Below are 18,544 nucleotides of genomic sequence, written 5' to 3' on the forward strand. Positions count from 1 at the left end.
ACTTACCTTGCAGCCCATTTTTTTAAAGAGTTGACATAAACAACAAACAGTTGTAATATACCCCTATAGGTATTTTTAGAAGGAGGTGCTGAAATGGAATATACACAAGAAATGAAGAATCGTTTAAAAAGAATTGAGGGGCAAATACGTGGGGTATTGCGTATGCTAGAAGAAGAACAAGATTGTAAATCTGTTATCACTCAATTATCCGCATCACGAACAGCGATTGACCGTTCGATTGGATTAATCGTAGGCACCAACCTTGAACAGTGTTTACGCGAACAAATGGCAAACGGAGAAGAAATGAATTCCGATATTGTAAAAGAGGCTGTGCAGCTTCTCGTAAAAAGTCGTTAATATCTGTCAGTAGTTAAGACTGTTGACAGATTTCCTTTTATCAATTAGTATACCCCTATGGGTATACGGAGTTGGAGGGAACAGACTTGATTATTACTGAAAAAGCTATACGTTACATTCAAAAGAAATCTGCTGCACCCTATCAAGTAAGAATCTTTATGGCTGGTTTTGGCTGAGGCGGACCTCGTGTTGAAATCGCCCTGGATGGGCCACGTGATAAAGATATAATAATTAATGTAAGTAATATTGATGTTTCAATGGATCCTGCCATCGAACTATTTGTGAAAGAGGCGGTCATTGATTTGAACGAGATTTTCTTTATGAAGCATTTAACAGTTAGAAGCAGTTTAGGAGCTTGTTAAAAAATTTTTAGCATTTAATATACCTATACGGGTATAAGTATAATGTGATGAAATATAATTTGAAAGGAGATTCCTCAAGTGTTGCTTAGAACAATTGAGCCAAATGAAGTAGAGCGTTCATTAAACGACGGAAACAATCTAAACATTATTGATGTACGTGAGAATGACGAAGTCGCTCAAGGGATGATTCCGACAGCTAAACATATTCCACTCGGAGAAATTTCTGACCGAATTAATGAGCTCGATCGTGATAAAGAGTATGTCATGGTTTGCCGGTCTGGAAAAAGGAGCGAAAAAGCGTGTGCGATTTTAGCTTCACATAATATTAATGTGATTAACATGACAGGCGGAATGCTTTCTTGGAAAGGTAAAACAACTATTAAATAAGTGGAGGTTTCAAAATGAGTATTAAAGTTGATCAAGTATTAGATTGCAAAGGATTATCATGTCCACTACCGATCGTTCGTACGAAGAAAGCGATGGATCAGCTCGAGGCAGGTCAAGTTATTGAAGTTCAGGCGACAGATAAAGGCTCATTGGCTGATATTCAAGGCTGGGCAAGAAACACCGGAAATCAATATTTAGGCACAAAAGAAGAAGGGGATGTTCTTAAGCACTATTTAAGAAAATCAAATCCTGGTGAAGTTAAAGAAGCTGCAAAGTTCGAGCATACAATTCAGAACGATGAATTAGAAAAAGTCTTGGCTGAAAATAAAGAAGATATGCTTCTTCTAGATGTTAGAGAGCCCGCAGAGTATGAGTTCAAACGTATACCTGGGGCAGTATCGATTCCTTTGGGAGAACTCGAAAGCAAATTAGACACACTTGATAAAAATAAAGAGATCCATGTTATTTGCCGTACAGGATCAAGAAGTGATATGGCAGCACAAATGCTTGCTGAGAATGGGTTCCAACGTGTTAAGAACGTATTACCTGGTATGGTTGAATGGAATGGGCCAACAGAATAAAAAATTTTAATTTTAAATATACCTAGGGAGGTATTTTCGAAATGATAAAAGCATTATCAGCTAAAGAAGTGGCAAAACGAGTTGTTGAAGGAAGCATGTTTATTCTGGATGTTCGTAATGAAGGGGATTATAAAGATTGGAGAATTGAAGGGAAAGGAATCAAATCCATTAACCGCCCTTATTTTGATCTGATTGATGGTGTAGAAGATGTTTTAGAACATCTTCCGAAAGAAGAAGTTCTCGTTGTCTGTGCAAAAGAAGGATCTTCTGTCATGGTAGCAGAGATGTTGGATGAAGCAGGCATTAAAGACGTTTATTATCTCGAAGGGGGTATGAAGTCTTGGAGTGAGTACTTAATGCCAGTAAAGCTTGGGGATTTGAAAGATGGAGGTTCGATCTATCAATTCAACCGTATCGGCAAGGGATGTCTTTCTTACCTTGTAGAATCAAATGGAGAAGCGACTATTATTGACTCTGCTCGTACGATTGAAGCGTATGAAGATTTTGCAAAGGAAAACAACCTTGAAATCAAGCACATGATCGATACACATCTTCATGCTGACCATATTTCAGGGGGACGCAAACTTGCAGAAAAGACTGGTGCAACTTACTGGTTACCACCAAAAGATGCTGAAGAAGTAACATTCTCATTCTCAGCATTAGAAGAAGGAAACGATATTACGATCGGAAACACGAAGATTGAGATTCAACCATTGTATACTCCGGGCCATACGATTGGAAGTACTTCTATGATTGTTGATGGACAATTCTTGCTTTCTGGAGATATTCTGTTTGTTGATTCAATCGGACGTCCAGATCTTGCCGGTAAAGCAGAGGACTGGGTTAGTGATTTGCGTGATTCACTATATAACAAATACAACAACCTTTCTAAAGAGCTAGTTGTGTTACCTGCTCACTTTGGAAAGATCAGTGAGCTAGATGAAAAAGGTGCGGTTTCAGCTCCACTTGGAGAACTTTTTGAAAAGAACGATGGATTAAAGATTAAGAATGAAAATGAGTTTCGAAGAGCTGTAACGGAAAACTTGCCGCCTCAGCCAAACGCCTATCAAGAAATTCGTCAAACGAACATGGGGAAAATCGACCCTACAAACGATGAACAGCGTGAGATGGAAATTGGTCCAAACCGTTGTGCAATCACTGAATAAAAAATAAAAAAATTTCTGGAGGTTTTACAAATGAACGTAACTCAAACTTTAGACACAAAAGGATTATCTTGCCCAATGCCAATCGTGAAAACAAAGAAAGCGATGGATACACTTGCAAGTGGAGACATTTTAGAAGTTTTAGCAACAGATAAGGGAGCAGTTAATGACCTATCTGCATGGTCTAAATCTTCAGGTCATGAACTTTTAGAGCATAAAGAAGAAGACGGCGTATTTAAGTTTTATATTCAAAAAGGGTAATAAAAAAATTTGAGAAACCAGATACCTATATGGGTATCTGGTTCAGAAGGAGCGTTCAATAATGGAACAAACACAAGATAAATCAACAATGGTCGTATTTAGTGGTGACCTTGATAAAGCGATGGCAAGTTTTATTATCGCTACAGGAGCAGCAGCAATGGGGAAACAAGTAACGATGTTTTTCACATTCTGGGGATTAAACATCTTAAGAAAAGAAGAATACGTGAATGTGAAGAAAACATTCATGGATAAGATGTTTGCAAAAATGATGCCACAAGGACCCGAAAAATTAGGTATTTCTAAAATGAACTACGGTGGTTTAGGCGCGAAGATGATGAAATATACGATGAAGAAGAAAAACATCGTAACGCTGAAAGAATTAATTGAAATGGCTCAAGACTTAGATGTTAAGATGGTGGCTTGTACAATGTCAATGGATGTCATGGGTATTACGAAAGAGGAGCTTATCGATGGACTTGATTATGCTGGTGTTGCTTCATACCTAGCTGATGCAGATGAGTCTAAGATCAACTTATTTATTTAAGAAACATTAGTTTTAGGGAGGTGAAGTCATGGAATTAGGATTCATAATTACAATCTTTCTAATAGGCTTTATAGGTTCTTTTATATCCGGAATGGTAGGTATCGGCGGCTCCATCATCAAGTATCCAATGCTTCTCTATATTCCAGCGATGCTCGGCTTCACAGCATATTCTGCTCATGAGGTATCAGGGATCAGTGCGGTTCAAGTATTCTTTGCAACGATAGGTGGCGTTTGGGCTTATCGTAAAGGCGGTTATCTGAACAAGACATTGATCATATATATGGGTAGTGCCATCCTAGTAGGAAGTTTCATTGGCGGATTTGGTTCAGAAGCCATGTCTGAAGGGCAAATTAATATTGTTTATGCTGTATTAGCTACATTGGCTGCTATCATGATGTTGATTCCTAAAAAAGGGATCGATGACATTCCGTTAGATCAAGTTAAGTTTAATAAATGGCTTGCTGCAGTTCTAGCATTTATTGTAGGTATTGCAGCAGGGATAGTTGGGGCAGCAGGTGCATTTATTCTTGTACCGATCATGTTAGTCGTCCTAAAGATACCAACGCGAATGACGATTGCTACATCACTTGCCATTACGTTCATTTCATCAATCGGTGCTACTGTTGGTAAGATTACGACAGGTCAAGTTTTACTATGGCCGGCGGTAATCATGGTAGTTGCAAGCCTGATCGCGTCTCCACTTGGAGCGCTGTTAGGTAAAAAAGTAAATACAAAAATTCTTCAATTTATCTTAGCAGCACTTATTATCGCTACGTCGATTAAGATCTGGTTAGATATTTTAGGATAGAAAAGTAAATCCGTCGCTTGCTAGACGGATTTTTTTCTATATCTTTATGTAATCTTAATGTTCGAAGTGTGTAATGCACTTAGAGGTGATGGCGTCATGGAGATGATTCAAGTTGGCAGTATGCCTGTTTCTATAGGAACGGTTTCTTTCTTTTTAACTTTAGGAAGTGCGTTACTCGTTCTACGAATGATTAACTATATAATGCAGAGTGAAAAAGATAAAGCAGCTTTTGAATGGCTGTTCTCTGGAATATTTCATTCTATATGGATTTGGAAATTTAGTCCCATCCTTTTTCAACCTTTAGAATCCTTTAAACATCCGTTTACACTTTTATATTTTTCGGGAGGTACAAAGGGGATTCTTTTAGCGTGTGTATTTTTTGTTGGCTATAGCACTAGAAAGATTTTAAAACAACCTGAACTTATCTCACCTTTTTTCTCTCAAATCGTTCTCATGTGGATGACGGGAAGTGGCTTGTATTTTATGTGGAAAAATGTGGTAGGTCTCAGTAGTAATGGAGCGGAAGTGCTTTTGTTTTTATTTCTTGCATCGTTAGGGTGGCAGCTATACACGAGAGGGAATTTGTTGATTGTGGGTGCTATGTATAGTTTTTTAGCAGTTATTGTCGCAATTTTATATGGTTATTCTTCTACACTATATATCATGGGTTTTATTATTTGTGTCATGATTTATCTTTTGTCTTTATCAAATCTTAATAAACGTGGTTCAAAATGGTTTCAGGAGGTGATGAAATGGAGAATGTAACGGTGATTTTTGCCTTAACGGCCGGGGTACTATCATTTTTTTCTCCGTGTATTTTTCCGTTGATTCCAGCTTATACAGCACATCTGACGGGTGGGACGATTAATGGAGGAAAAGTGCTAGTTGATAAGCAGACTGTTATGATTCGTTCGGTTTTTTTCATTCTTGGGTTCAGCGTAATCTTTGTTCTTATGGGAGCATCTGCAAGTTGGATCGGACAGTTGTTTACTCAATATCGAGAAACGGTTGAAAGAGTAAGCGGATTACTGATTATCATTTTTGGATTGCAGATGTTAGGTTGGCTGCAACTGAACTTTTTAATGAAGACAAAAAGTTTTCAATCAGCTTCAAAGCGGAGTGCGAATTGGTTTAGCTCTTTCTTAATCGGCTTAGCATTTGGTTCTGGATGGACGCCATGTGTTGGATTGGCGTTATCATCAATTCTATTGATGGCAGGCTCTACGGAAACCGTATATTCTGGAATGTTGATGCTCTGGGTCTACTCAATTGGTCTGGGTATTCCATTCTTGATCATTTCATTTACACTTACATATTCATTTAAGACGGTTAAATCGATCAGCAGATTGTTACCTAAGCTTTCAAAAATCAATGGTGCGATTTTAGTAGGGATGGGAACTCTGTTATTTACCGGAAAGATGCAGATAATTAGTTCATGGTTATCAAGCTGGTCATGGGCACCGTAAGGGAGGAGAATACACATGTTTAAGAAGAATATGTTTGCTATTATCGTTATTTTAGCTTTGGCCGGTTACACATTTTATGATCTACAATTAAAAGAAGATAAAAAAGAAGCAGAAGCATTGAAAACAGAACAAAAAAGCAAAACTTCGGAACCAACTGATGAAGAGGTGCAATCAAACGTTCCATCAGGTGAAACAGGTGTAAAAGAAGGAGATCTGGCTCCTGAACTTACTCTAAATACGCTTGATGGGAAAGAGGTCAAGCTCTCTGATTATAAAGGGAAAAAAGTTGTGCTGAACTTATGGGCAAGCTGGTGCCCTCCATGTAAGGCAGAAATGCCACACATGCAAACGTACTATGAAAAGAACAAGGACGAGGAGAACGTTGAAATATTAGCTGTAAATTTAACAACGATGGAAAGAGACCAATCAAAAATCAAAACATTTGTGGATGATTATGGATTAACATTTCCTATTCCACTTGATGAATCAGGAGATATCGGTGTAACGTTTGAGGGGTTCTCCATTCCAACAACCTATATGATAGATACAAAAGGCGTGATCCAGAAAAGAATTGTCGGCCCCATGAACGAGGAATTTTTATCTGATATGGTTACACGTTTAAAATAGAGGGTGTTTTCGATATGGAATTAAAAGGGAAATCAATCATGATTGTAGAGGATGATCACAATATCCGCAACCTCATAAAGGTTTACCTTGAAAACTCTGGTTATGAAACTTATGAGGCGAGTGATGGGAAGGAAGCAATGGACACATTTCTAAAAGTGGATCCTTGCTTTTTAGTCGTTGATTTAATGCTGCCTTCTGTAAGTGGAGAAGAATTAACCCAATGGATTAGGAAAGAACAGAAAAGTGAAATTCCTATTATTATGGTCACAGCTAAAACAGCTGAAGCTGATCGGATTAGCGGACTTAAAGCGGGGGCAGACGATTATGTGACCAAGCCATTCAGCCCCGCAGAACTTGTTGCGAGAGTTGAAGCTGTCTTGAGAAGAACGGCGCATCGATGTAACAAGATTTCCTATAACGGTCTTACTCTAAAACCCTTTAAACGCGAGGCTAGTTATGACGGAAGCAAGCTTTCTTTAACACCAAACGAATTTCTCCTTTTATCTATGTTTATGCGTCACTCAAACCAAGTTTTAACACGAGAACAGCTTTTGGATGAACTTTATCCATTACAGGAGAAAGTTGTTGTTGATCGGACGATTGATGTTCATATCGCAAATTTACGAGAGAAATTACGAAAAAAGTCAGGCAAAACTTTTATACGGACAGTAAGAGGAATGGGGTACAAATTTGAGGCGTTATAAATCCGATCAAATGAGTCTATTCTTTAAACTCGCACTTGTAAACGCATTGGCTCTTTGCATAGTAGTTTTCTGGTCAGGATCTACTATAACAGATTACGCTTGTTTGCTTGTGAATGATTATGGAATGAATGGACTCGAATTAAATCGTGAATTACACGTTTGCTTTTTACAGATCAGCGTTATTGCTTTTTTTCTCGTTTTCCTTTTGCATCTGTTTTTATTAAAACGTTTGATACAGCCTTTAAAGCAACTAACTGAGTATGCTGCTTTAATCAAGAAAGGAAGATATCCAAAACCTCTAAAAGTCGCAAGCAATGACGAGTTAGGCAAGTTGTCAGAGGCATTCAATAATATGGCTCAAGCACTAAAAAATAATGATAAAAAAAGAGATGAGATGTTAAAAGATATCTCTCATGAATTAAGGACGCCTCTTACAAATTTAACGGGCTATTTAGAGGGGTTTCAAGCCGGAATCATTCAACCGACGCCTGCTCTTTATGGATTATTACTAGAAGAAACAAGACGGATGACTCGTATGGCAGAACAGATTAATCAGTTAGATGGTTGGACAAACTTTCACCAAACATTTGGAACGGTACCTGTAAAAAGTATAATAAGAGAAACGATTGATAGCTTCGAATTTACATTCAAAGAAAAAAGCATTGCCGTTGAATCAAACATTATTGAAGGGAATATCTATGCAAGCGAAGATGCCCTAAAACAAGTAATGTCCATCCTGTTGGAAAATGTATGTTTTTATGATGTAGGTGGCAGGGTAATGATAACTGGTGAGCAAATAGGAAACATATACCGTATCAACATGCTTAACAACGGGCGGTACATTGATCCTGATTATTCCGAGAGGGTGTTCCACAGGTTCTATCGTTCAGATTCATCAAGAACGTTGAAGACGAGAGGATCTGGATTGGGCTTATCGATTGCACATGAAATCATCTTGATGCTAAATGGAAGAATCGGGCTAGATACTGATGGATACGATCATTGCTTTTGGATTGAACTCCCACTATCTTAGAAAGAAGGTATGCTTATGTTCCACTATACTGTTGAAACTGTAATGTCAATGAATGAAGCTGCACTAAAATTAGAGAGACAGTTACAAGAAGACAAGTTCGGTGTATTATGGCAGTTTGATGTTAAAGAAAAGCTTCAGGAAAAAGGATTAGACTTTACAGATGATTTCCTAATATTTGAAGTTTGTAATCCTAAGGAGGCAAAAGAGGTACTGTCACAAAACAAATTGATGGGATACTTTCTGCCTTGTAAGATGGTTCTCTACACAGATGAAAACAAAACGAAGATCGGCATGCCAAAGCCCACTGAATTTGTTAAGCTGCTAAACGACGAAACACTTGAACAAAAAGCGCAAGAAATAGAGCAGCGTTTAATCTCTTGTATGGATAGAACGGTCTCATAAAAAGAAGCCTGATGAAGGGCTTCTTTTTTGTTTGGTAGGTTTGTAGAAGAAAGGGTTTGCAAGGAAAATTAACTTATATGCTTCTATAGAAATTGATCGACCGGATCAGTGTCATCGTCATTGTTGCGAACCCAACGGAAAGGATCGTTACGAGCGAGTAGAAGAGAATACCTTCTCCCATTACATACAGGCCAGCGATGATTACTGCAGCATCGATCAAGAAGATAACCATCCCAACATTAATGGAAAACCATCTGGAAAGGAAAAGAGCGATCAGGTCTGTCCCACCTGTACTCGTTTCATGACGCAGCATCCAACCGATCCCTGTTCCGATGAACAGCCCTCCGATCACAGAACCTTCCATAACAGAAACTGAAAACACACCTCTTAGAGGAGATAACAAATCAATAATCAATGACGATACGAGTAAGCCATGAATGCTGTTTATGAAATATAGACGCTCTAGTTTCCAAGCTATTAAATAGATAGGAATGCTCAGGATAATGATTGTAAGACCGATTTTATAACCCCACACATATTTTACGAGAAGACTAATGCCGATCATTCCTCCGTCGAGAAGATGAAAGGGAACGATGAAACCATTAATGCCTATGCCAAGTAACACGCTTCCTAAGAAAATCGCTATCGTCCGTTCAAACATGGCATTCATTCCTGTCTAAGATTATTTCTACATAATATGCTTGGTTGTACAAGAATAGTCATCTGCACAGGGTGTTTGTCCGTGTCTCTTTTCTATTTTGTGCATGTAATAGTATAGAAAGCCCCTTGCTTGCAGTGCAAAATAGGGAAGGTGATTGGTGTTGAAGAACTTCAGAAGAGAAGCAAAGTGTCTTTTGGAGAGGCAGGTTGTGGTGGATACAACAAATCATTCTTACGAAGGCAGACTTAGAGCAGTTGAAAGAGATTATATTACGCTATGTGTCATGAGCGATAGCCATAACTATTGGGATCAAATCATTATTCGTATTGAAGAGATTGTTGCGATATCTACCATTTGATCATAAAAAAAAATCCCTCGCACCTAAAATTGTGCAGAGGGATTTTTTGTTTATTTTTTTGTGAAACCTAGTGTGATCGGTTGAGGTTGCTGAGGGGGTGCACAGCATAAAGATAGATCTCGTGCATCACCGGCGGATTCGAATTCAGAGTCTTCCTTCGTATAGAAAATCTCCCAAGCGTTGCCGTCGGGATCATATACCCACACTTTATCTTGAACGGCGTAACAGCAAGTTGTATCCATCTCGTCGATTAACAGCAATCCTGATTTTCTAAGTCTTTCTCCCATAGCTAGAACATCTTCCGTGTTATTAACCTGGAAACCGAGATGATTTAGGACTCCGTCTTTTGAAAAGGGACGTTCATTCAATGAAAAGTGAAGAGCGGGTTGATCAAGCTCAAATTTCGCGTAGTTACCTTTTACTTTTGTCGGTTCCGTGCCGAAAAAGCTTGTATAGAACTCTAGAGATTTTTCTAAGTCTGAACAATTGACTGCGACATGCATGCGTTGAATCATTATGATCTCTCCTTCTTTTTAAGATAGTAACAACAACCATAAGTAAAGGCCGGTAAGCGTTATGAAAAGTGTTGGGACAGTCAAAATGATTCCGACTTTGAAATAATAGCCCCATGTGATCTTTACACCTTTTTTCGATAAAACGTGCAGCCATAATAGAGTGGCAAGTGAACCGATCGGAGTGATCTTTGGTCCTAAGTCAGAACCAATGACATTCGCGTAGATCAATGCTTCACGAATAACTCCTGATGTTTCCGTGCCCTGTATAGCTAGTGCATCGATCATAACCGTTGGCATGTTGTTCATAACAGAGGATAATATAGCTGCCAAGAAACCCATTCCGATTGTAGCAGCGAACAACCCTTGATCAGCGATCACTTGAATCCAGCTGCCGAGCATATCTGTAAGTCCTGCATTACGAAGACCGTAAACGACTACATACATTCCTATTGAAAAAACAACAACAGTCCATGGTGCATCTTTGATTACTTTTTTTGTTTGAATAGCAGGACTATTACGAGCAACGATGATAAAGAAAAGAGCTGCAGCTCCTGCAATGAATGAGACAGGCACACCAATGAATTCACTCGTTAAGTACCCGATTAATAGAACAGCTAGTATGATCCATGAAAGCTTGAACATCTTCTCATCTCGAATAGCTTCTTTCGGTTGCTTGAGCTGAGAGAGATCATAGTTCTTCGGTATATCTTTTCTGAAAAAAAGGAACAAAACAAGCATACTAGCGAACAGTGAAAAGAAGTTCGGCACGATCATGCGGCTTGCGTATTCAACGAATCCGATGTTAAAGAAATCTGCAGACACGATATTTACTAAGTTTGAGACGACAAGCGGTAATGATGTAGTATCTGCAATAAATCCACTTGCCATAATAAACGGTAATATCATGGCTTCTTTTAATTTCAATGCCCGAACTTGAGCAAGTACGATAGGAGTCAGAATTAATGCTGCGCCATCATTCGCAAAAAATGCGGAAACTGCAGCTCCAAGCAGGATAACATAGGCAAACATTTTTTTACCGTTACCACCAGCAAGTCGCGCCATATGTAAGGCGGACCATTCGAAGAAACCGATCTCATCTAAAATAATCGATATGAGGATGATTGCAACAAACGCTAATGTAGCATTCCAAACAATCCCGGTAACCGTCCACACATCAGCGAGTGAAACCACGCCAAGAAGAAGTGCGATGATGGCTCCAGCGGTAGCAGACCAACCGATGGAAAGTCCGCGTGGCTGCGAGATAACAAAAATAATCGTCACTAAAAATACAGCGAAGGCCATTAACGCCATGCTGTTCATAAAAATCCCCCCAATTTATGTAATTCTAAGTTAGCAACAAACTTTTCCACCTGAAGCTTTTAACTCTTCAATCTTAGCTGACATATCAGGCAGTGAATCTAAACTTGCTTTAATGAATGGATAGATTTCCCCATCAATGGAGTAGAAGATCCATTGACTGTTACGTCGTTCTTTCACGAGTTTAGCTTGCTTTAATTTTCTTAGATGCTGTGAAATACTAGGCTGTGTCATTTTTAAGATATCAACTAACTCACATACACATAATTCTTCATGACGGAGTAAAGCTAATATATTCAATCGTGTTTTATCTGCCATTGCTTTATAACATTCCGTTAACTGATCAAGTTCCATAATTGACTTCACCTCATTAGTATATAACCATATGTTTATATAAAATGTCAAAGAATATATAAATAAATATTGATATAAGGATATACTTATATTATGATGGTTCCGAAAGAAGTTCTTTACTACAGGAGGTTTTACAATAATGGCTAAACCAATCATCTATTTCCTTTGCACAGGTAATTCTTGTCGTTCTCAGATGGCAGAAGGATTTGGACACCACTACCTTGGTGATAAATATGACGTATACTCAGCTGGCATCGAAGCACATGGTGTGAATCCAAACGCGATCAAAGCGATGAAAGAAGTGGATATTGACATTACGAATCAGACATCAGATGTGATCGACAAAGACATTCTAGAAAAAGCAGACTTAGTCGTAACGTTATGTGGTCATGCAAACGATGTATGTCCAGCAACACCACCTCACAAAACACGTGAACATTGGGGATTCGATGATCCAGCAGGAAAAGAGTGGAGTGAATTCCAACGCGTTCGTGACGAGATCGCAGCACGCATCAAGCGCTTTGCTGAAACAGGAGAATAAAGTTATACCAAGCTCAGGAACTTCATAGTTCCTGAGCTTTTTTAGTATGATTTTCTTCATTTCGCTCATGTTACTAATGAGGTGATCATGTGAAACGTCTTTTTATTTTTGGATTGATCTTAATTAGTATAGTAATAAGCCACACAAACTTTGCAGAAGCTTCTGATAGAAGAGCAGCATTTATAAGAAATGACGATCTATGGCTTAAAGAAGGTGAATTAGAAAGAAAACTTGTTGAAGGTTTTCATCTTACTCATCCAAAGTTCTCAAGCAACGGAACCTACATCAGTTATATAGCGCATAACGGAAAAGAGCTTTGGGTTTATAACCGTGTAACGCGCTTAAAAAGAAAAGTATTCGATGGCGATGTGAGTTTGACGAGATGGTCTCCTACAGAATCCAAGCTTGCATGGAAAAGTGGTGGTGTGCTCAATGTGATCGACTTAACAAGACCTGCTTCATCCTTTCAAAATGTCATCCTAGGCACAGGCAACTTCAGTTGGACACCTGACGGGAGAGGGTTTGTTGTTTCCTCTTCTGCTAATCTAGAGCCTGATGGCTGGAGTCCAGTTCGACTTTTTTACGTTCCTGAAAATGCAAACGGAGATTTGAATAAAGTACAGAACATTACTACGCTGCCTAAGATGAGTGATACGTTCTTTGCTATAGGTACAACCGAATTCAAGTGGGGGATGGATGATCAGTGGTTTGCGTTCATTGCATGTCCAACAGCATCCATGTCAGCAAACAGCAACACTTTAATGGTTGTTTCTTTAGACGGCTCCAGAACTCGTATCATTGGAAATATGTTGGATCAGCCGAACTGGTTCCACTGGTCGCCGAATACGAAACAGCTCGGCTACATAAAAGGGATCGGAAGGCTGACATCTGAAAATAAACGATTGACGGTATGGAATCCTAAGAGCGGTAAAGAAATAAATCTAAGTTATACCGGTTATGCGGACGGCGATTTTACTTGGTTGAATGATGAAAAAATCATCGTGAGCCGTCAGATAGAGTGGGGCTATGGGGTACCCCAGGAAAAAAGGGCAAAGCCTTTCTTGGTTAGTGTGAAAATAAAAGACGGAAGTGCAAAGAGATTAACGAATCCAGCTCGTGGGGAAGCTGATGTTTATCCCAAAACATTACCCGGTGAAGGATTAACTTGGATTCGTACGAATGGCCAAAGTGCAAAAGTAATGGTAAAAGAAGGTTTAGAAGCTCCTGAAACATTATGGATTAATAATCTCCGAACTCCACAAGATTGTTCTGGATGGTCCTGCATGTTAGATATTTATGATGCAAGGTGAAAACAAGGTGGATCCGTTAAAATGGATTCACCTTTTTACTTTGAATAAAAGAAGTTTATGAAACCCGTCCAATATTTCACTTGTTTTCTCATGAATGCCTGTTTTGTTTCATACAGTTAAAAGTAAGGAAATAGCAGGAGGGGGAAAATATGAACTGGGACTTGCAAAATAAGGAGCTAGAAAAAGCAATAACTGAAATTACCGAGATTGCTGACCACTTTGGCCTTGATTTTTACCCAATGCGGTATGAGATATGTCCTGCCGATATTATTTATACATTTGGTGCGTACGGAATGCCAACCCGTTTCTCACATTGGAGTTTCGGGAAACAGTTCCACAAAATGAAGCTTCAGTATGATCTAGGATTGAGTAAAATCTATGAGCTCGTTATTAACTCGGATCCGTGTTACGCGTTCTTACTTGATACGAATTCGTTGATCCAGAATAAATTAATCATTGCCCATGTTCTTGCACATTGTGATTTCTTCAAAAACAATGTTCGCTTTTCAAATACGAGAAGAGACATGGTTGAATGCATGACGGCAACAGCTGAACGAGTAGGTCAATATGAACATCTATACGGTAAAAAAGAGGTCGAACAGTTCTTAGATGCTGTTCTTGCCATACAAGAACACATCGATCCATCACTTGTGCGAAATAAATTAAATTACGTATTTGAAGACGAAGAAGATCTTACGCCTAAGAAGGAAACGCCTTACGATGATTTATGGAAGTTAGACGACAAAAAAGGTCCAAAACCAGTGCTGAAAAAGAAAAAATCGTTTCCACCGCAGCCCGAAAAGGACATTTTGTTATTTATTGAACAATATAGCCGCGAGCTCGAAGAATGGCAGCGCGATATTTTATCAATGATGCGAGAAGAAATGCTCTATTTCTGGCCACAGCTGGAAACGAAAATCATGAACGAAGGCTGGGCTAGCTATTGGCACGCAAAAATTCTGCAAGAGATGGATTTGACCTCTCATGAGACAATAGAATTCGCAAAACTGAACGCTGGTGTCGTTCAACCGTCCAAGACATCAATTAATCCATATTATCTGGGCTTGCAGATTTTCAAAGACATCGAAGAACGCTACAACAGCCCAAGCGAAGAACTACTCAGACAAGGAGTAAAACCTGGTTCAGGACGTGAGAAAATGTTCGAAGTCCGCGAACTGGAGTCAGATATGTCTTTTATCCGCAATTATTTAACGAAAGATCTCGCTCAGCGGGAAGACATGTATCTGTTTCAAAAACAAGGCAAGGAGTACAAGGTGGTTGATAAGCAGTGGGAAGAAGTACGTGATCAGCTTGTAGGGATGAGGGTAAACGGAGGATTTCCATATATCACGGTCAACGACGCCGATTATATGAAGAACGGAGAGCTCTACCTCAATCATAGCTTTGAAGATATGGAGCTGGATGTGAAATATCTCGAAAAAGTATTGCCGCATCTTCATTATTTATGGGGCCGTCCTGTTCATATGGAGACGAGAATTGAACAGAAGCCTGTTTTGTTTACGTATGATGGGAAGACGGTGCACCGGAAGTATCTATAGATTAAACAAGTGTTTAATGTTAACGAGGAAAGTACACTTAAAAAAGTGTGCTTTTTTTCTGTACAAGAAAATATAAACTCAGCAAACAAGTTTGTTTTTTGCTATTTTTAATACAAATAGTTTGAAAGGAAGTTGAAATAGTATGTGCAGTTCTTACTTTATAGATAATATGCATACCAATGATTGGACACATGTAAGAAACATCTATTTAAAAGGCATCGCTACAGGTAATGCTACCTTTCAGCAGGAAGCTCCTTCATGGAATGAATGGAATAACAGTCATTTATCATGTTGTCGTTTCGTTGTTCGTTCTAGCGATCGAGTATCAGGGTGGGCTGCCTTAAGTGCTGTGTCAAGCAGGTGTGTATATGCTGGAGTTGCTGAAGTAAGCGTTTATGTAGATTCTGATTACCAAGGAAAGGGGTTTGGAAGCTCTCTTATGAAAATCCTCATTGAAGATAGTGAGAAAAATGGCATTTGGACATTACAAGCAGGGATTTTTCCTGAAAACCAGTCGAGTATAGCTCTACATAAAAAATGGGAATTTAAAGAAGTGGGTACAAGAGAAAAGATTGGTGAGATGAACGGAGTGTGGCGTGACGTCATCTTGCTAGAACGTAGAAGTAAAGACGTTGGAATATAAAAAACAATTTTTTTTGATTTAATAGTTGCTAAATAGTAAATTAAGGATATAATAAGATTAAATCAAATAATTTTGATGTTAGGATGGATACGAATGAAAAAAGAAATACCTCTACTAAACAACATAACTACTGCATCAAATCAAGATTTAGAAAAATATGAACAAAAGTTTAAAGCGCTGGCTGATCAGCAACGATTGCAAATTATCAATATCCTAGCAGTTAAAGAAAGTGTATGTGTTTGTGATCTCACGCCGATTATTGACATGCCGCAATCTAAGTTATCATATCATCTGAAAATTCTTTTAGAAGCGGACTTAATTAAAAAGGAAAAACAAGGTACCTGGAACTATTATTCTTTGAATGTAAGTGAGCTAAAAGGAATATTATCAGATCAATTATGCTGTGTGTTTTTACCTTCATGTTGTTAAATGACGTACTGCGCTTGTAGTACTTCATTTTTACATAAAACATCATTTTTTTTTGATGTGTATATCAATTATTTTTGATATAAAGAGAGGATGACTTTTATGAACATTTATTATCTTGAAAAGATGCTTGAATTGAAGAAAAGAGAAGTGGAACAGTTTGCGAAAGAAAATGGCAGACCAAAACAAATAAAATCAAACACTTTTATTAGATCTCCCTTTGTAAAGAGGAAAACAACACTATCAAATCAAGTTTGCTGCGCTTGATAAAAAAGGAGAGAGAAAGTATGTGGATGGATACCTTTCAAAGTTTTTTTAGTATAGCCCTAGAACTGACGATTTTGTTCGTAGTAATCTCGTTTGTTATCAATTTACTACAAGCTTATATCCCTTATGAAAAAGTTGAGCAGTATTTAGGAGGCAAGAACAAAGGAATAGGTGCACTATTCGCATTACTCTTTGCTTTTGTAACACCTTTTTGTTCTTGCTCTACCATACCAGTTGTTGTGAACATGTTAAAAAAGAAAATGCCTTTTTCCATAGTGATGATATTTCTTTTTTCCTCACCCTTACTTGATCCGACGATCATCACTATCATGGGAGTGGTATTAGGATGGAAAGTAACGATGATCTACATCGTCATCACAGCGGTATTTTCTGTCATCACCGGTTTTGCACTTGAAGCTTTTGGATTTGAGAAATCAGTAAAGAACGTCGTGATGTCAGGGTATCAAGCAGAAACGAAAAAGTTTGATATTAAAGTGGCTCTTCGCGAAACAATGAATTTGATGAGGAGTGTTTATCCTTATCTTATACTCGGAGCAGCTATAGGAGCTGTAATTCATGGATTGGTACCAACAAATTGGATTGCAAGTACGTTTGGCAGCGATAACTGGTGGATCGTCCCAATTGCGGCTGTTGTAGGGATCCCTTTATACATCAGGCTATCGAGCATGATTCCGATCTCACAGGTTCTGATCGCAAAAGGAATGGCGCTTGGCCCTGTGATGGCACTCATGATCTCATCAGCTGGTGCGAGCCTTCCAGAGGTTGTTCTCTTAAAGTCCATTTTCAAGAAAGAACTCGTCATTATGTTTGTCCTATCTGTAATTACTATGTCAACAATCTCTGGTTTTATTTTCTATCTTGTTTAAGATCTTTCACAAAGCTTGAAAGGAGGTGAGATTAATGAGTTTCATAAAAATTTTCTTCGGAAACAAAAATGAAAAAGAAGCTAACTGCTGCAGCGTTCAAATTGTTGAAGTAAGTGATAGAGAAGAAACAGTATGTTGTGAAACGGAGAATAGTAAAGATCGAAACAAATGTTGCGGATAAATTAACAAAAATCAATCCACATATACTGCTAAAAAACATTCCTATTTTAGGGATGTTTTTTTATGAATAAGAACATACAAGTTGAAGTAGCTCGTTCAGGCCTAACAATCAATCTCCATTCTAAACCATTTGAATCCTGACCTCGCCATTGCATTTTGACAGGTGAGACACTTAAGAGTGAAACGTACGAATGTGGCTCACCGCCTGTCCCGCGGAAAGCGAGCAATCTGGAACGGAAATCAACTTCCATAAGCAACATAGTTTACGAAAACAGCCTTTCTTTTTGAACGTTTCGTGACATGTAAAACTGTCCAGTTGACTGTATGGTTTTGTCTATTGTACATTGTATGTAATTATTAAGAGGAAGAGGTGAGGATATTGGGAAGGCGTATCGTATTGGTGAACTAGCAGAGGTAACAAATGTATCTAAAAGAACCATCGACTATTATTCCCAGATTGGTTTACTCCAGCCTCTTCGAACGGATTCGAATTATCGATTATATGACGAAGAGACGATTCATGTCTTAGGGTTGATCGAGCATTATAAGAAGCTGAACATGCCCTTGCATGAAATCAAGTCTGTGATTGAACTAGTCAAATTGAAAAGTACTGAAAATGAACAGGTCGAGAAGTACGTGGACCAGATCGCAGAGATCATGAAACATCTTGAGGCAGAAATCAAAGAGATCAAGCCGATCATGGAGAGCTTAAACGATAAACAAAGAGAGCTGCTCTTAAATAAAGTTTCTCCTCAAGGTATGACTTTAGCGCATTCATTACTTTTACTTTTCGGGTAAATAATAGTTGAGAGATATTTTTCGTGTTAACGA

At 38.5% G+C, this 18,544-nt stretch carries 26 protein-coding genes; 22 read left to right on the forward strand and 4 right to left on the reverse strand.

Annotation, left to right across the window (positions count from 1 at the left end):
* Positions 1-93 precede the first annotated feature (93 nt).
* The 13 genes from H9648_RS15245 (at position 94) to H9648_RS15305 (ending at position 8,695) form a co-directional block, all read left to right on the forward strand.
* Complete coding sequence (locus H9648_RS15245; protein WP_144703088.1) at positions 94-357, forward strand: metal-sensitive transcriptional regulator; 264 nt, start codon at positions 94-96, stop codon at positions 355-357.
* Between the two features lie 440 nt (positions 358-797).
* Positions 798-1,106, forward strand: a complete 309-nt coding sequence (locus H9648_RS15250) for a rhodanese-like domain-containing protein (protein WP_191754651.1) — start codon at positions 798-800, stop codon at positions 1,104-1,106.
* Positions 1,107-1,120: 14 nt separating this feature from the next.
* Complete coding sequence (locus H9648_RS15255) at positions 1,121-1,687, forward strand: sulfurtransferase TusA family protein (RefSeq protein ID WP_191754652.1); 567 nt, start codon at positions 1,121-1,123, stop codon at positions 1,685-1,687.
* A gap of 41 nt (positions 1,688-1,728) precedes the next feature.
* Positions 1,729-2,853, forward strand: coding sequence for an MBL fold metallo-hydrolase (locus H9648_RS15260; RefSeq protein ID WP_191754653.1), 1,125 nt, complete (start codon positions 1,729-1,731; stop codon positions 2,851-2,853).
* A 30-nt stretch (positions 2,854-2,883) separates the two neighbouring features.
* Positions 2,884-3,111, forward strand: a complete 228-nt coding sequence (locus tag H9648_RS15265) for a sulfurtransferase TusA family protein (RefSeq protein WP_153236556.1) — start codon at positions 2,884-2,886, stop codon at positions 3,109-3,111.
* Between the two features lie 61 nt (positions 3,112-3,172).
* Positions 3,173-3,655, forward strand: coding sequence for a DsrE/DsrF/DrsH-like family protein (locus H9648_RS15270; RefSeq protein ID WP_137790616.1), 483 nt, complete (start codon positions 3,173-3,175; stop codon positions 3,653-3,655).
* 28 nt (positions 3,656-3,683) lie between these two features.
* On the forward strand, positions 3,684-4,463 hold the full coding sequence (locus H9648_RS15275) for a sulfite exporter TauE/SafE family protein (protein WP_191754654.1): 780 nt from the start codon (positions 3,684-3,686) through the stop codon (positions 4,461-4,463).
* Between the two features lie 96 nt (positions 4,464-4,559).
* Positions 4,560-5,228 (forward strand): hypothetical protein, encoded by a 669-nt coding sequence (locus tag H9648_RS15280; protein WP_191754655.1) that lies wholly within the window; start codon positions 4,560-4,562, stop codon positions 5,226-5,228.
* Positions 5,216-5,929 (forward strand): cytochrome c biogenesis CcdA family protein, encoded by a 714-nt coding sequence (locus H9648_RS15285; RefSeq protein WP_191754656.1) that lies wholly within the window; start codon positions 5,216-5,218, stop codon positions 5,927-5,929. The genes H9648_RS15280 and H9648_RS15285 overlap by 13 nt, the downstream gene beginning before the upstream one ends.
* Before the next feature lie 15 nt (positions 5,930-5,944).
* A complete protein-coding gene (locus H9648_RS15290; protein ID WP_225218926.1) occupies positions 5,945-6,556 on the forward strand; it encodes a TlpA disulfide reductase family protein in 612 nt (203 codons plus the stop codon).
* A gap of 14 nt (positions 6,557-6,570) precedes the next feature.
* Positions 6,571-7,260, forward strand: a complete 690-nt coding sequence (locus H9648_RS15295; RefSeq protein WP_191754657.1) for a response regulator transcription factor — start codon at positions 6,571-6,573, stop codon at positions 7,258-7,260.
* The gene (locus tag H9648_RS15300; protein WP_191754658.1) at positions 7,247-8,293 is read left to right on the forward strand and encodes a sensor histidine kinase; all 1,047 of its coding nucleotides are present in this window, start codon (positions 7,247-7,249) and stop codon (positions 8,291-8,293) included. Before H9648_RS15295 ends, H9648_RS15300 begins: the two co-directional genes overlap by 14 nt.
* Positions 8,294-8,308: 15 nt before the next feature.
* On the forward strand, positions 8,309-8,695 hold the full coding sequence (locus H9648_RS15305; RefSeq protein ID WP_191754659.1) for a DUF302 domain-containing protein: 387 nt from the start codon (positions 8,309-8,311) through the stop codon (positions 8,693-8,695).
* 73 nt (positions 8,696-8,768) lie between these two features.
* Here the strand turns inward: H9648_RS15305 and H9648_RS15310 are convergent, their stop codons facing one another.
* Positions 8,769-9,356 carry a YitT family protein gene (locus H9648_RS15310; RefSeq protein ID WP_191754660.1) on the reverse strand — a complete coding sequence of 196 codons (588 nt, stop codon included), beginning with the start codon at positions 9,354-9,356 and terminating at the stop codon, positions 8,769-8,771.
* Between the two features lie 157 nt (positions 9,357-9,513).
* Between H9648_RS15310 and H9648_RS15315 the strand changes: the two genes are divergently transcribed.
* Entirely contained in the window at positions 9,514-9,714 is a 201-nt protein-coding gene (locus tag H9648_RS15315) for a DUF2642 domain-containing protein (RefSeq protein ID WP_318243542.1), read from the forward strand.
* Between the two features lie 50 nt (positions 9,715-9,764).
* On the opposite strand, the gene H9648_RS15320 is transcribed toward H9648_RS15315, so the two are convergent.
* From H9648_RS15320 to H9648_RS15330, 3 genes are read right to left on the reverse strand one after another with little or no spacing between them, the layout of a single operon-like run.
* On the reverse strand, positions 9,765-10,229 hold the full coding sequence (locus H9648_RS15320; RefSeq protein ID WP_191754662.1) for an ArsI/CadI family heavy metal resistance metalloenzyme: 465 nt from the start codon (positions 10,227-10,229) through the stop codon (positions 9,765-9,767).
* Between the two features lie 18 nt (positions 10,230-10,247).
* The gene (locus H9648_RS15325; protein ID WP_404825761.1) at positions 10,248-11,540 is read right to left on the reverse strand and encodes an arsenic transporter; all 1,293 of its coding nucleotides are present in this window, start codon (positions 11,538-11,540) and stop codon (positions 10,248-10,250) included.
* A 39-nt stretch (positions 11,541-11,579) separates the two neighbouring features.
* Positions 11,580-11,900, reverse strand: coding sequence for an ArsR/SmtB family transcription factor (locus tag H9648_RS15330; protein WP_191754664.1), 321 nt, complete (start codon positions 11,898-11,900; stop codon positions 11,580-11,582).
* Positions 11,901-12,039: 139 nt separating this feature from the next.
* On the opposite strand from H9648_RS15330, the gene arsC reads away from it, so the two are divergent.
* The 8 genes from arsC (at position 12,040) to H9648_RS15370 (ending at position 18,511) form a co-directional block, all read left to right on the forward strand.
* A complete protein-coding gene (gene arsC / locus H9648_RS15335; RefSeq protein WP_144703067.1) occupies positions 12,040-12,441 on the forward strand; it encodes an arsenate reductase (thioredoxin) in 402 nt (133 codons plus the stop codon).
* 89 nt (positions 12,442-12,530) lie between these two features.
* Positions 12,531-13,751 carry a TolB family protein gene (locus H9648_RS15340; RefSeq protein WP_191754665.1) on the forward strand — a complete coding sequence of 407 codons (1,221 nt, stop codon included), beginning with the start codon at positions 12,531-12,533 and terminating at the stop codon, positions 13,749-13,751.
* A gap of 149 nt (positions 13,752-13,900) precedes the next feature.
* Positions 13,901-15,310 carry a SpoVR family protein gene (locus tag H9648_RS15345; protein ID WP_191754666.1) on the forward strand — a complete coding sequence of 470 codons (1,410 nt, stop codon included), beginning with the start codon at positions 13,901-13,903 and terminating at the stop codon, positions 15,308-15,310.
* Positions 15,311-15,452: 142 nt separating this feature from the next.
* On the forward strand, positions 15,453-15,953 hold the full coding sequence (locus tag H9648_RS15350; RefSeq protein WP_191754667.1) for a GNAT family N-acetyltransferase: 501 nt from the start codon (positions 15,453-15,455) through the stop codon (positions 15,951-15,953).
* A 93-nt stretch (positions 15,954-16,046) separates the two neighbouring features.
* Positions 16,047-16,382: an ArsR/SmtB family transcription factor gene (locus H9648_RS15355; protein ID WP_191754668.1), complete on the forward strand. Its 336-nt coding sequence runs from the start codon at positions 16,047-16,049 to the stop codon at positions 16,380-16,382.
* A gap of 284 nt (positions 16,383-16,666) precedes the next feature.
* Complete coding sequence (locus H9648_RS15360; protein WP_191754669.1) at positions 16,667-17,533, forward strand: permease; 867 nt, start codon at positions 16,667-16,669, stop codon at positions 17,531-17,533.
* A 34-nt stretch (positions 17,534-17,567) separates the two neighbouring features.
* Entirely contained in the window at positions 17,568-17,714 is a 147-nt protein-coding gene (locus H9648_RS15365) for a hypothetical protein (protein WP_191754670.1), read from the forward strand.
* A 395-nt stretch (positions 17,715-18,109) separates the two neighbouring features.
* Positions 18,110-18,511 carry a MerR family transcriptional regulator gene (locus H9648_RS15370; protein ID WP_318243547.1) on the forward strand — a complete coding sequence of 134 codons (402 nt, stop codon included), beginning with the start codon at positions 18,110-18,112 and terminating at the stop codon, positions 18,509-18,511.
* The last annotated feature ends 33 nt before the right edge of the window (positions 18,512-18,544 follow it).

The sequence above is a fragment of the Fictibacillus norfolkensis genome (assembly GCF_014836645.1).
In the GTDB taxonomy this organism is placed as follows: Bacteria; Bacillota; Bacilli; order Bacillales; family Fictibacillaceae; genus Fictibacillus; species Fictibacillus norfolkensis.